Annotated in this window: 11 protein-coding genes and 1 pseudogene; 5 read left to right on the forward strand and 7 right to left on the reverse strand. The window is 61.0% G+C overall.

All coding sequences use genetic code 11. The annotated features are described in order from the left end of the window. Position 1: 1 nt before the first annotated feature. The 5 genes from MKK54_RS00520 to MKK54_RS00535 form a co-directional block, all read right to left on the reverse strand. Positions 2-1672 carry a DUF2357 domain-containing protein gene (locus MKK54_RS00520; RefSeq protein ID WP_244008562.1) on the reverse strand — a complete coding sequence of 557 codons (1671 nt, stop codon included), beginning with the start codon at positions 1670-1672 and terminating at the stop codon, positions 2-4. A 9-nt stretch (positions 1673-1681) separates the two neighbouring features. Beyond that, on the reverse strand, positions 1682-3337 hold the full coding sequence (locus MKK54_RS00525) for an McrB family protein (protein ID WP_244008563.1): 1656 nt from the start codon (positions 3335-3337) through the stop codon (positions 1682-1684). Then, positions 3306-4745, reverse strand: coding sequence for a DNA cytosine methyltransferase (locus MKK54_RS00530; RefSeq protein ID WP_313898365.1), 1440 nt, complete (start codon positions 4743-4745; stop codon positions 3306-3308). Before MKK54_RS00530 ends, MKK54_RS00525 begins: the two co-directional genes overlap by 32 nt. Before the next feature lie 56 nt (positions 4746-4801). Next, on the reverse strand, positions 4802-5005 hold the full coding sequence (locus MKK54_RS24445) for a CopG family transcriptional regulator (RefSeq protein ID WP_279597076.1): 204 nt from the start codon (positions 5003-5005) through the stop codon (positions 4802-4804). Between the two features lie 332 nt (positions 5006-5337). Next, the gene (locus tag MKK54_RS00535) at positions 5338-6492 is read right to left on the reverse strand and encodes a Shedu immune nuclease family protein (RefSeq protein WP_244008565.1); all 1155 of its coding nucleotides are present in this window, start codon (positions 6490-6492) and stop codon (positions 5338-5340) included. Positions 6493-6848: 356 nt separating this feature from the next. Here MKK54_RS00535 and MKK54_RS00540 point away from each other — a divergent pair, with 356 nt between their 5' ends. The 4 genes and pseudogenes from MKK54_RS00540 to MKK54_RS00555 all read left to right on the forward strand — a co-directional run bounded on the left by MKK54_RS00540 (position 6849) and on the right by MKK54_RS00555 (position 10845). Continuing rightward, positions 6849-8465 carry a hypothetical protein gene (locus MKK54_RS00540; RefSeq protein WP_244008566.1) on the forward strand — a complete coding sequence of 539 codons (1617 nt, stop codon included), beginning with the start codon at positions 6849-6851 and terminating at the stop codon, positions 8463-8465. 745 nt (positions 8466-9210) lie between these two features. Beyond that, positions 9211-9873 (forward strand): potassium channel family protein, encoded by a 663-nt coding sequence (locus MKK54_RS00545; RefSeq protein WP_244008567.1) that lies wholly within the window; start codon positions 9211-9213, stop codon positions 9871-9873. Positions 9874-10245: 372 nt separating this feature from the next. Continuing rightward, positions 10246-10446 (forward strand): annotated as a pseudogene (locus MKK54_RS00550) (ParB/Srx family N-terminal domain-containing protein); the annotation flags it as partial. A gap of 153 nt (positions 10447-10599) precedes the next feature. Next, positions 10600-10845: a hypothetical protein gene (locus MKK54_RS00555; protein WP_244008569.1), complete on the forward strand. Its 246-nt coding sequence runs from the start codon at positions 10600-10602 to the stop codon at positions 10843-10845. 211 nt (positions 10846-11056) lie between these two features. Here the strand turns inward: MKK54_RS00555 and MKK54_RS00560 are convergent, their stop codons facing one another. Together MKK54_RS00560 and MKK54_RS00565 are read right to left on the reverse strand one after the other, a co-directional pair. Beyond that, on the reverse strand, positions 11057-11398 hold the full coding sequence (locus tag MKK54_RS00560; RefSeq protein ID WP_244008570.1) for a ribbon-helix-helix domain-containing protein: 342 nt from the start codon (positions 11396-11398) through the stop codon (positions 11057-11059). After that, positions 11395-12051 (reverse strand): ParA family protein, encoded by a 657-nt coding sequence (locus tag MKK54_RS00565; RefSeq protein ID WP_244008571.1) that lies wholly within the window; start codon positions 12049-12051, stop codon positions 11395-11397. The genes MKK54_RS00560 and MKK54_RS00565 overlap by 4 nt, the downstream gene beginning before the upstream one ends. A 520-nt stretch (positions 12052-12571) precedes the next feature. Between MKK54_RS00565 and MKK54_RS00570 the strand changes: the two genes are divergently transcribed. After that, a partial coding sequence (locus MKK54_RS00570; protein WP_244008572.1) for a hypothetical protein occupies positions 12572-13133 on the forward strand: 562 nt, incomplete at its 3' end.

Genomic DNA, 13133 nt, shown 5'->3' on the forward strand with positions numbered 1-13133 from the left:
GCTACAACGCAACCGGCGCGGCGGTAGCATCGGCAACCACCATTCGCAGGGCCTCCGTGATCTGCCCGGTGCTCATTCCGGGTCTGAGTGTGAGCGCGCCGAAGCGGAAGCCGCTCCGGTATTCAGGATGAAACAGCCGGCTTGGCATGGCGGTCCCACGATAACCGGCCTCGAGCTCCGGAACATGCGGTGCCAGCAGGTATGCCGCTGTCACGAAGCCCTTGATAGTCTCCGGCCCCTCTTCCTGCACCAGGGCGTCCCGATAAGCATGGATCGAGCTCAGCGCATCGTTAAGCCCGGCCTCGATGCGGTACTTTGCATCGAGGACGATCAGCCGTCCGACCTCATCGGGGGACGCCGGCGTAAAGGCGGCCACCACGTCAGGGATCATATCTCGGCTGTAGGATCCGCGACGGTCGGTTTCGAGCCAGAACTCGCGGTATCGCTTCTGGAAGCAGAGTGACCAACCCCTTCCGACCGGAACTGTGACCGCGCCGGCGGCCAGAGTCACACCGCCGGCGGCATCAGTGACGAACAGGTCCCCTATCTCGAGCCCCGAAGGGCCGAACTCCTCTGCAGCTGCCCGTAGCAGCCGCAGGAAGCACCACAGCTCATAGAGTTCAAAGGTGCGGGCCAGGGGCAGGTCGAGGAAGTCGCCGAATACCGCCGCAATGCCGAGGTTCATGTCCTGCCAGAGACGGTAGAAGCGCCGGTAAGTAGGATCGTTGCGGAACAGGGCTGACAGTACGAGGCGCGCCGGACCCTCACCCGCTTCCGCAAAGGGCTCCGCCTTCGTCAGCTGGCTGATCCGTCGAGAAAGCTGCCGGCACCGGGCCGCCCACGCTGCTGCAGCCTGCCGGATCTCGGCTTCTCCGCCGGCAGGGCTGCGATCGAGGATCCCAGCGACGGCACCGAGCCATGCCGCCCAGGAGCGAAGGCAGGCGGCCATCTGACGGTGCTCGGGCAGGTCGAGCGTGCTCCGGCGCTGCCGGACGCGGATCTGCTCCGGCAGAAAGCCTTGCAGGGCTGCCGGCAGACGCGACGGCGAGCCTTTCTCCTGCAGGATGCGACCGGAGCGGAAGGATCGCAGGATCTCCGGTCCGGTGGCACGGGTGGCCCGGTGGTAAGGGAGCGTCACTTCCTCCAAGCCGAGGCGGCGCCTGGGATGACGCTCGATCAGCGCGACCACTGCCTCAAGCTCGCCAATACGCGAGCGCAGGAACTCGAGGCGCGCGATCGGAGGTGGCCGGTTGCCGGCTCCTCTGGCAACGGCCTTCCGGAAGCTGCTGAGCGAGAACAGGGCGAAGGTGTCCTCGATGATCTCGCGCACCATTGCGTCGAAGGCATCTCGCGTCAGCTTGCGGCGGTCAGGATCCGTGATGATCTCGAACCGGCGTGGCCCCGAACCCGGGACACGCAGCTCGGCCTCGACGGTGCCGGCGTGGAAGCCGGGTGACCAACGCCAACGGGCCATATCGGCTGCCGGCGCCCGCAGCGCCTCGAGCGTGTGGTCATCGAGCGCCAGCTCCGCCCCGAATGCCTCAGGGCAATCCCGCAGCTCGAAGAGGTAAGTTCGGGTTTCCTGGACCGTACCAGGAGCAACGGGCTCCGGATCCGGCCAGACGCGCCACCGTGCGCCGGTCGCCTCGCTCATCATCAGCAGCGCGGTCACCGCGCGGCCCTACCGGCTGGCCTGGAACGAGCCGAACTCGTCAAGATCACTCAGCAGCCGTGAAAGGTAGGCTTCGGAGCGGGTCAGCGGGAGCGCCTTCTGCAGGCCAGTCAGCATGGGGCGCTGCTTCTCCGAGCCGCGCAGCTTCACCAGAACCTTCTGCACCATCAGTTCGTCCACGGTCGCATCCGCATCCTGACCCAGGGTCGTCGTTGCAAAGGCATGGTAGCGAACTACCTCCTCAGCGACCCGGTAGCCGAAGCCGAGGTTCTGCGGGTGCATCAGCTCCTGTGCAGCCAGCAGACGCGGCTCGCAGGCAGTCCGGGCATCTTTCAGAGCGGGTTCGCGCACCTCGAGATTTGCGAAGAAGCCGGCCAGATCGACGGCGGACATGTCGATGACCATGGCGCGATCGAGCACTTTGTCGCTGACCGCATTGGTGGTCTCATCGATGTTGATGGTGCTGACGATGAACAGGTTTTCGGGCAAGGGCAGTACGGCGGGCACTGTCGTCCCGGTCGATCCCTCGAGCGGCACGCCGCTCGAGTGCAGCTGCAACGCTTCACCGGTCTCGACGCCTGAAAGCACGTCCGAGAAATAGTATTCCACCCGGGCCAAGTTCATTTCATCGAGGACTACGAACACCGGCGAGTCCCGGTGTGCGGTGGCGAGCAGCACCGCCTCGAGGAAGGGCGGCACCATATAGCGGTTAGAGAGCACGTCGAAATAACCGGTCAGCCCGGTTGGATCCGTCCACTCGGGCCGCACCGGACAGATGAACAGGAAGGGGTCGAGATCCTTCATCGTCTTCAGGCCGTGCACCGCCCGCGCGTACTTCAGCGCCAGCTGCGTTTTTCCCGTTCCTGACAGGCCGGCCAGGATGACGAAGTGCTTGTGCTGTAGGAAGTTGAGCGCGGCGTGGAAGCGGCGGACCTCGCCGCCCGGGTAATGACCTCCGAGGGCAGTCACAGCTGCCTCAAGCTCGCCGATCGGGATCGAGGCCGGCATCCGGCGCATCTCGGCGCTGACCGATCCCGCTTCATCCCAGACACGCAGCTCGTGGACCCTCTCGCGCCCGATCAGGTCGCCTAGATAGCCCACGAAGGAGCGCGCGAGCAGGCTTCGCCGTGCCGAGGCGGCAGGCGGCCAGATGGCAAAATGAATGGTGTCGATCCGGGCGAGGCAGTCCGGGTCCAGCTCACCCTTGGCAAGAGCCTCGCGCAGCGACTCCTTGAAGTCGTAATTATGAAAATACAGGTTGCTCGTGTCGGTGATATAGAATTTGACGTTGTTGCTGATGCTGCCTGTCTTCTTGGCAGCGGCAACCAGCGCTGCGTTGCGCGCCTCTCCCTCGTGGAACAGTTTTGCCAAGCCAGCATTCAGCTTCGCTGCATCGGAACGCACCGAAATCGCAAAATACACTTCGTCATGCGGAGGGAAGGTCAGGACGCAGAGCAGCACCATCTGCTCGAGCGGTGCCCCGGTGCCCCTCACGAGCTTCTCGGAATACGTCTCGAGGTTGTTGGTACACGCGAACAGCCCTCCCTCGAGAACCCTGGCGCTGTTGGAGAACCCGAAATTCGCTGCGATCCTGGCGTCCGGGCGGATGCCCGGCAACGCCTTAATCGCTGTTTCAAACTGCTGCTGCCGCTCGCTGGACGACATAATTTTCCTTTTGTTGGGATCCGTTCAGCGCCTCCAGCACCGTGGAGGCTAGCGCCTTGGCCACCAGCGGCGGCACGGCATTACCGATCTGCCGGAAGGCCGGGTTCATCGTCCCGCAGAACACGAAGCCATCCGGGAAGGATTGCAACCGGGCTGCCTCACGGACAGAAATCGTCCGGGCCTGCTCGCTGTCGTAGTGGATGTGGCTGTAGCCGTCCTTGCCGAGGTGAGCCATCAGCGTCCGCGCCGGCTGATCGCGCCACATCTTCCGCCATTTATTCGGGAATTTCCCGGCATCATAGGGCGGTACGATCGCGTTTTTCAGGCGAAGATACTCCGGGCTGCCTTCGCGGACCCGCACGCCCTGCAGGCGCAGCTGCTCGATGCGCTCGGCCAGCATGATCATCGCGTGGCGGTGCGCCTCCGGGTACTGATCGCCCGGGTTCAGCCTGGCAAAAAGCTCGTAGTCGCGGGGCAGGTAGCGGATGACGTGGTCCTTGATGCCTTCGGCCGGATGCTCGAAACCGGGCCAGGTTCGCATCAGGCGGGCGTAGTCGGAGATCTTGCGCCGAGCATCGGAGACCATAACCTGATCGAACCGGCGTGCTCCCCGTTTCAGCACGCCGGCGGCGAGCTGCTTACGGGCGTATATCGGTGTCAGGTCGCTTAGCGCCTTTTCGGCCGTGACGGCCGCTGTCTGCTTCCGATTGGGTGCGGGCGGCTCAATGTAGTCGTGTGCATTACCCTCCGCGCCGTTCAGCAGCTTAAGAGCAACCGAGCGGGACCCCTCATAGCCTAGCGGAAGGTCCATCCAATGGGTGGGGGCCGGGAAGGCCACCTGATCCGTCACCTCACGGTGATAGGCGATCAGGAACATGCGCTCGCGCATCTGCGGCACGCCGTAGAACGAGGCGTTCAGCAGCGTGTAGCCGCAGACGTAGCCCTTCGCCTCCAGGACCTCGCAGATCTCCTCGGCGATATTCTGGCCGCCGTGGTTCAGCACGTCGGGGACATTTTCGATCACCACGGCGAGCGGCTGGAAGGCCTCCACGTAGCGGAGATATTCCTGGTAGAGCCTGGCGCGCGGATCATGCTCGAAGGCGCGGGGATGGGCATCAATCTCGCGCAGCTTCGGCCGGCCGACCCGGGCAAACGCTTGGCATGGCGGGCCGCCCACCAGAACGTCTAAAGCATCTTCCGCCAGCCCGAGCTCGAGCTCCGCTGCCAGATCCTCCGGATGCGTGACGATGATGTCCCGCGCCACGCTGTGGCGGGCGTCTCCGGAATGGAAGTTGAGGCCATGCGAACGTGCGGCGTCCGGGTCGAATTCAACCGCTGCATCGATCCGGAAGCCGGCAGCGAGGAAGCCGAGCGAAAGGCCGCCGCAGCCGGCGAACAGATCCAGCACCCGGGGCTTGCCTCCGGTCTGCAGCCTAGCGAGCTTCCGCCGTGCGATTTCCGGGTTCATACGGCTACCCGGCTTGCCCTGGGCAGACGCAGAGGGAGCTCGGTCTGACCGCCGTGCTCCTCGAGGAAGCGCAGAATGGCCGCACGTATCACCCAGGCAGCTGACACATCGTTCGCATCAGCCAACGCCTGCACGCGAGCATGCGCCTCCTCCGGGAGGATCACAGACGTGCGGACCGACTTCTTTTCGCTTCCTGACATACGCTACGCTCAACGGCCAAGGTTCACCTTCTAGCACCAGATGGGTGTAGGATGCACCATTTTTACCAAGTCGCGCTACGACGACGCCAAGCGGTCCACACCTTGAACAGCTGGCGTCGCTCGTATCTCTCTTAAAAGTGCCTGCCCTTAACCTGTTTCGATCAGACGCGGCCGATCGCCCAAAACGCTAGCGCGATCCTCTCCTAACCCCCAATAATATCCTTTGCCACAGAGACTTAGCGTTGGTTCGACCAATTCCCTCCTACTTCCCGCTAACTGCTTCGCCTTTCAGAAAAGCGCTTACAAAGGCTTGCTCCCTGCGCACTTGGTCATCAAGATGTCGTTTCAACGATAAATCGAGCCCGATAGTAAAGCTCATCGAACGTCAAGATTTCCGGGCTCCGGACGTTGCGCCGATAAAGCTCAAATGATTTGAATTTACTAACATTGATGCCACGTTCGGTTTGGAATTGATCTAAACTGCCAACTACCAGGAAAGCTCGTGGAGCTATGTTAAACAAAGTTTCTCCGGTCGGATCTCCATCTTTGCTAGCAGGGGAAATCTGCCTTCCGAACTCTTCGATAGCAGCGTGGACGGTAACCTGTGATTGCGCAACACCGCCTGCCAGCTCTGAGGAGGGAGCCCACGTGTCCGATCGATAAGGTTTCCCCTCAAGCAGAGCAGTATCGTGCCGTTTTATCTCTACGAAACAAAGAGAGTTAATTTCGGCCTGTGTTTTCATTACGCCGTCAGCGCGTTTTCCTGCGCCTTCTAAATTATGCCCTCGAGTCACTTGCTCAAGTTTACGGTCTTCAAGGCCACTAAGAAAAATATAGGATAGCCCATATCCGAATATCCATGTGTTATGCTCAAAGAAATATTGCCAGAGCGCTTCCGGTGTTTTATTTTCTTCAACGCAGCAAGCGGCAAAAAATTCAGATTCTATAAGTAATCTCTCAAATACATGGAGTTGTTGTCTCCTATATCCCAGGGCTACAACATCATGAGCCAAATTTTCCTGTGAGGCAATTTGCAGGAATAGTTCCTGATTCTCAGCGAATAGCTGCTGAGCTCTGCCAGCCTCCAACTTGTCTGCGCCAGGATCCAGAGCGGGTAAACTTACATGGCCGGGATGCTTTATCTCTGCGGTTTGAATGGTTCGCGCAAAATCCAGCAAGGTTTTAATCTCGGCGCCGACAAGCGAAAAATATTCATGTGAACCGGAGTTGCTGAACCTCTGAATGGTGAGAACGCTTACACTGCGATCTTTCTCATAAAACGTTGCTTTAATCTCGTATCGGCCCTTTGGAGTCGTGCGTAGAACAACCTGTCCCCCCTCAGTGATAGCTGCTGCTCCCTCTTCTCCATCGATCACTGTAGACATGATGCGTACCGGATTTCCTCGTCCAAGTTGATCGATACTGCGGCTGATACTGGCTCGGCCCGGGGTTTTCCTCCAGAACCAATCGGCTTCATTACCTGCCATGCCTATTCTACCTGAGAACTTTTCAACATCACATGTCGGGCCGTGGCGGCGTGCCAATCTCGACCATTCAATGTCGAGATGTGCTGAGCATTGAGATCGGCAGCGACAACCCTGAGCAGCCAAGCACGGCCGCACCTTCGTTTCACGGCCCCGATCAGGCGCTTGGACGCCGGTTTTGGGGCGTTTTGCACCGGGGCTCAAGGGCAGGGATCGGACCATTGTGACAGAGACGATCCGAAAAATCTGGCCTACCAAAAATAAGTCACTGATATAAAACAATAAAACTTTGCACGAAAAAACGGCGAGCCCGCAGAAAGAGTATCTGTTATAAATAGCGCAGTGTGACAGGTTGCTGAATGGCCAGCCCAAGCGTCGAACAAATTCTCCTCACCGAGGGGCCCTGCCTGACATCCAGGCTCTGTGCGATCCTGGAAGCCGGAGGGCTGTCATCCAGTGCCGCGCGCCAACGTGTTTCGCGTGCGCCGGCAAAAGTTAAGCGTCTGGACGGCCTAGTTTTCCCCCATCGCGTCAGATTTGCGTATCACGAGTCCCAATTCAATAGCGAGGGCTATTGGAACGGCCTGCTGAACTGTCTCTCCGAAAGCAACACGGCATACATGCCAGCGATAAAGGCCGTCGAGGCGAGAGGAGGCATCGTACCGCAGTCACACTTCGGCATCATCTGCGGCGCGCCTTTGAAGCAGAAGAAGCATCTCTCTCCCGAGACGATCATCGAACGGCTCACAAATGTTCGATTGCTGAAGAAAACTCATGTCGAGGGCATTGGAGATTGTATCTCCCTCGGGGACAAGATCGGCGGAGACGAAGCGTCGGAGGATCTGCTCCGCGCAAGATTGCTGGCGGAAAAGATCTTGCTGAATGCCGTGAAGGAATGGGCAAAAAACCTCGGTTTGGCGAGCTACAACAAAATCGAAGTTCGAGACGAGCAGCCTGACAATCCCAGGGTCGGGACTTTCAGTTGGGATCTAACCGGACCAAGCTATCTTCAGCCAATGCGACGCACGAATAAGCAGGGTAAAATACAGCCCGGTTTTCTAGTGTGCGATGTCGCCCTTACCGGAGGGGTCCCTCATGAAGTCATCGTCAATTCGTTCATAAAGAAAATTTCGACACTTCAACGCTTAAATCTTTCAACGCCGATACTACCGATCCTGATTACCGACGGGTACGACAGGGAAGCATTCAGTGCCGGACGCTCCCACGGGATCGTCATGGGCACCGTCAAATCGTTGTTCGGACATGATGTGGCGCGCGGCCTGGACATTCTGCTCAGAGTTCTCACGAGCGCAGCAGCCACCGCCGCCCAAAGTCCGGAAGCCATTACAGAGATATTCAGCAAGCTTTCAACCATCGAAGGCGCTGCGGGCAATCTTCGCGGCCCGTTATTCGAAATGATCGTGGGGTTCTGTGTCAAGCGGGTCGAGGGCGGGTCAATCGAAATCGGGGATAGGGTAACCAATCCAAGCAACGGGGCGAAGGCCGAAATCGATGTTCGGCTGACCCGGGAGAACAAACAGTTTCACTGCTATGAATGCAAAGGCTATCATGCCGGTAACAGAGTCAATCTGGCAGAAGTCGAAAAATGGGCCAAAGAGAAGGTGCCGGCGATTTATGGGTATATGAAATCGCACGGTACGTTCAAGGACTACAAAGCCAGCTTCAATTTCTGGACAACCTCGTCGTTCAACGACGATGCGGCTGAATTTTTAGTGAATTACGCCAAACGGACTAAAAAATACTCTATTGGGTTTAAGGATGGAAAGGCGGTCCGTCAGTACGCGGCTGAAGCCTCATCAAAGAGCATCATCGAGATACTAGACCAGCACTATCTGGCGGAGCCTCTCACCAAAATAATCATAAAACACAATCCGTCCAATAAGATACCAAGCGTCGAGCAGCAAAGCCCGGCATCGGCGCTTATCGAAGAGGTGGATTTCGAGGACGAGCTGTAAGCTCCGGATGCGACAGCCCCCCTGCCACGTGGCGAACGCGGGGGCCAGAGCGTCACTGGGCGGCTCAGCCGGGACCGGAGCCACGCGCAGCGTAGCGAGCATGGCGAGGACCGACCTACTTGATGCGTCTTTGGGGGCAGCGCCCCCAGCCAAGCGCCTGAATGGACAGACACTCCGCTTGCCCGGCCTTCCTTGCCCCTGGGGCGTCGGCAGCGGCACCGGATCGAGGCGGGCGCAGCCCGTCCAGGTAACGCGAGCGCGGTTCCTGTCCTGGCAGCCCTGCACAGTGCTTCACAGCCGGCGAAGTTGCGGCAACGTCACAGGGCTGGACCTTGTGTGAGTCGAACGAAGCAGGCGGCGATTGATGGATTTCCATTGGCGTTCAGCAAGCTAGGACCAGCGCAGGTGCCGGGGAGCTTCGATGACAGGGGGAGGTGCGGCACATCCATCCGGGCAGGGGCCGGCCGCAGCGCCGCCGAACCGAGGGCCGTCAGGGTGGCAACGGCTAAAACGGCGCCTCAACCGGGTCCACCTGGTCACGCGAATATCGCTCGGCATTCTCCTGATGGCGATACATTGAAGCTTCCTCCCGCCGCTATTAGCCGGTGATTGTACCAGTCGGGTCAGAACTTCACGCCGGTCAAAGCATCGAAAGCGGCCATCAACGGCTATATCGACAGTGTGAACCCAGCTAGGCAAAGCAGAAGACAGCTGCTGCACGTCTGAGTGCGGAAACGGATTTTGGATGGATCGCACGCGCCTCAAACGATGGGTCGGCTGGGCCCTGTCCCCGAGCCGGATGGCGGCCAAGGCCCGCATCGACCGCGGCGAGATCGGCTCCGCGCGCCAGCTGAGACAGTGGAATTTCGCATTCCAGGCCATCACGGCCGAGATCTGCTGCATCAGCATCGCGGACCGGCTCCTTGGATGGCACCTCCCCAGCCTGCTGTATGTCGCCGCCGGCGTCTACGCCTTCGGCCGCGTCAACGAGCTCGTGGTCGCTTTCTTCCGCGATGCGCTCGACAGGCTGGAAGGCAAAGAGCCGCGCATCAGGCTGGAGAAGTCTGAGCGCATCACCCTGCTCGGGATCGGCTATGTCGAGATCATCGCGCAGTTCGGCCTGATCCATCTGGCGGGGCAGGCATTGTCTACAGACTGTGCGTACAAGCCTCCGCTACGGGATGCGTTCGACGCCGTCTATTTCAGCGCCGTGACGATCACGACGACGGGGTTCGGCGATATCGCACCACTAGATCCGCTGCCTCGCCTCGCGACCATGTACGAGGCGGTGATCGGCATCGTGTTTCTGGCCCTGGCCCTCGGGTCCTACCTGTCCTTCACCGTCAAACCCGAAGCTGCGAGCGATGGGAAAACAGGCGTGGAGACATGCGAGGCGTCGCCCCCATAGTTCGAATGAGCGTCCCCTCCAGGGCCGTGCTCTACTCGGCTTCGCCTCCCGGAACCCGGTTGCCGGTTTCCGCCAGGCGGTGACGATCGCTGACCCAAAGGCAAAGAGGGGCTGACCGCCCCCGCCATCAAGGACTGGACGCGAGCGCGTCGGCCGGGGTGTCTCCGGTTTTCGCGAAGGGCTGCAAACCGGGAGATCCCCCTCCCCGGCCGCCGATCCTGGACGGCTTCCCCCCGCTCATTGGCGCTTGGCCTAGCGGGGTTGCATGCGCAACCCTTTAAGCAACGAAGAGAAAAGACGATGACTACCAATGCTTTACGTGAAATCTCCCTGACCAAACTGACGCAGTAGAACGGCAGTGTCCGCAAGACTGGCGTCGAGACAGGCATCGACGAAATGGCGGCGTCGATTGCCGCGCACGGCCTGATCAATCCCCTAACCATCTGCTCGGCCCCCAAGGGCAAGTTCGTCGTCGTGGCGGGGCAGCGGCGGTTGCTGGCCCTCAAGAAGCTGGCGAAGGACGGCGCGATCCCGAAGACCCACCGGGTCGCCTGCACCATGCGGGACGACTAGACGGACCCAGTCGAACTGTCCCTCGCCGAGAATGTCGTGCGGGTGACCACGGAGAAGCTGGACGCCCTCGCCGGGGAGGTGAAGGCGGAAGGCTGGTAGTGGGCCGAAGCGCGGCTTTCGTTCGGCTGGACCGACTGGCAGGACTTCGAGAAAGTGGAGGCCGAGCTCGCGATCGACGAGGACGACGATACCGCCCTGTCATGGTCGCACGAGGCGAAGGCCATCGCCGGAGCCGTGGTCATCCTGTCCTATGCCGGGGAAGCGGTGATCGAGCGCGGGCTGATCTGTCTCGGCGAGATCGAGCCGGAGGCGGACGAGGGGAACGGCGCGACCGGGGACGACGACGAGGACGCGACAGCCGGCCCCCTGCCCTGCCCGCGTCACTGGTCGAGGATCTGACGGCGCAGCGGACGGCGGCTTTGCGGATCGAACTGGCCCGCAGCCCCGAAACGGCGCTTGCCCTCACCGTGCATACGATGGCGACATCGGTGTTCTACCATACCGGCACCGGCGTCCTGAAAGCCTGGATCACGCGGCAGTCCCTGCGCTCCTCAGATGCATACCAAAGTGGCTTCACGACAACGTGTTGACACGTCAACTCGTTGTTCTGTCATCGTGTCTTCGCGATGCGTCCTTTTCCGCGCTTTGCGAGGAGATCGCTGATCGCCTCCATCATCACGTCCTGGGTAGTCATATCGTGATCCAAGCCAACGAGCTTGATCATGCGATAGATCTCCGGCTCTACCCAGACGGTGATCCCACGGGCGCCCTCACGAGTGGCCGAGCGCTTCGTCTTGCCCTCCCCCCGGAGCTTCGTTGCCGCCTTTGGAGGCTTCAGTGATGGAACAGGCTCGGCGGCTTCCGCCTCGTCGACGGCGGGCTCCTCGCGGCGGCCGGTGGAGATGCTGTCGTTCACGGCTGCCCGAAGGCTAAAGCGAGGTGCGGCGCTCATGCTGCCTCAACGGTGTTGGAAGCCTGCGGCATCTGCAGGCCGATTTCAGCGGCTACCCAGCGGAACAGTTCATCGACCTCAGCAGCTGCCCTGCCCGCCGGCTCAATCTCCAGAGCCGTACGTCCAGGAATGAAGCCGCGGGAGAAGCTGACGCGCTGGTAGATGGCACCCGGGTAAACCGGTATGTCTCGCTGCTGAAGACCTTCACGAGCCTCTTCGAGATCGTACTCCGTGCTGGTGTTGCAGGCATTGAAGACGACCCAGGACGGCTTCCTCGCGATCGTAGCGAGGTCATAGGTCTGACCGATCGCATCGATGTCGAGGATCGATGCCCGGCATGGAATCAGAACGAGATCGGCCGCCTTGCACGCAACCAGAGCCGGGCGATCGGCATGAGGAGCCGAATCGATGATGAGGAGATCAAGCCCGCCAGCGGCGGCTTGGCCCTTCAGGTGGTCCAATTGCTCAGCGCTGGTGACCACCGCCTCGGGGTGATCCTTACGTCGTTCAGACCACTTCCAAGCTGACGATTGCGGGTCGAGGTCTGCGATGGCGACCTGCAGGCCAGCGTGATGAGCGGCGACGGCAAGGTGCAGAGCCAAGGTGGTTTTACCGGCTCCTCCCTTCTGACTGACCAGGGCAAGTGTGCGCATCGTGTTGACCTCCTGACGGGCTGTCGAGCTGACCTAACATCACGGCAACGGGTTTACACTTCATCAACGCAACGAGATGACCCCGCAACGCGTCAGACCGTTGCTTTGAAAGCGTGTTGACACGTCACCAGTATGACACGCTGTCACGATGACCGTCTAGCTTCGAGGAGGCGCAGGCACCTACGATCTGCGGACCGAGCACGTTGACTTAAGCATGTCGAGCACGCGACATGGCACTTCCGGCAGGCTCGCTTCGGCGAGTCGTAAGCCGACCACCATCAGGGATTAGTCGCCGCGAGAAAGACCTAAGCCCAAAACGCCAACGGCCCCGTTCCCTGGCAGGAACGAGGCCGTCGAAATCGTGGGGCTTTTGAGGGCCGAGTTGCTTCCCTTCATCAGCCACAACACCGGTCAGGTGTCAATCGGGGTTGCTTCCCGAAACGATGGCGCTTTGCCTTTTGACGGGGACAGCTCTGGCTGTGCCTCCTGCTTTGCCGCGGCCCGAGCAGGGACCGGGACGATGTTTCACGCCGCCATGCAGGCCGCGATCGAAGGCGCGCGAACGCTTGCGCAGATGGACGAGCTGTCTCGCCAGCTTTGGCAGGGACACGGGTCCGGCGCTCTGGGCGACCAGGAGGCGCAGAGCCTCGCCGAACGCCTCCACGGGCGCCGCAGCGCGATCCGAGAGGGCATCCAGCCGGTCGGCATCCCTGTCGGGCGGGCAAGTCTGTTCCCGGCTCGCAGGAGCGTCAGGAGCCCTGATCGAGCCGCATCGCTGGAAAGGCGTCGGCTGCTAGCCTGCTCGGGACCCTTGCCGCCGCAGCTTGCCGCACGCTTTACGGAGGGCCAGAGGGCGGTCCTGCGCATCGTCGGCGACGAGGTCGCGGCCAAGGGCGTGTGTGGCCTCTGCGTCGACGCCATTGCCGCTCGAGCGGGTGTGTGCCGGCGCCTGGCGCAGGGCGCTCTGCGTCTCGCGGCGGGCGACGGCCTGCTGACGATCGAGGAGCGGCGCCACCAGGGCCGCAAGAACTCGCCCAACTTGGTGCGCATCATCAGCCGCGAGTGGCAGGCCTGGATCCGCC

This window comes from Methylobacterium sp. J-068 (assembly GCF_022829445.1).
In the GTDB taxonomy this organism is placed as follows: domain Bacteria; phylum Pseudomonadota; class Alphaproteobacteria; order Rhizobiales; family Beijerinckiaceae; genus Methylobacterium.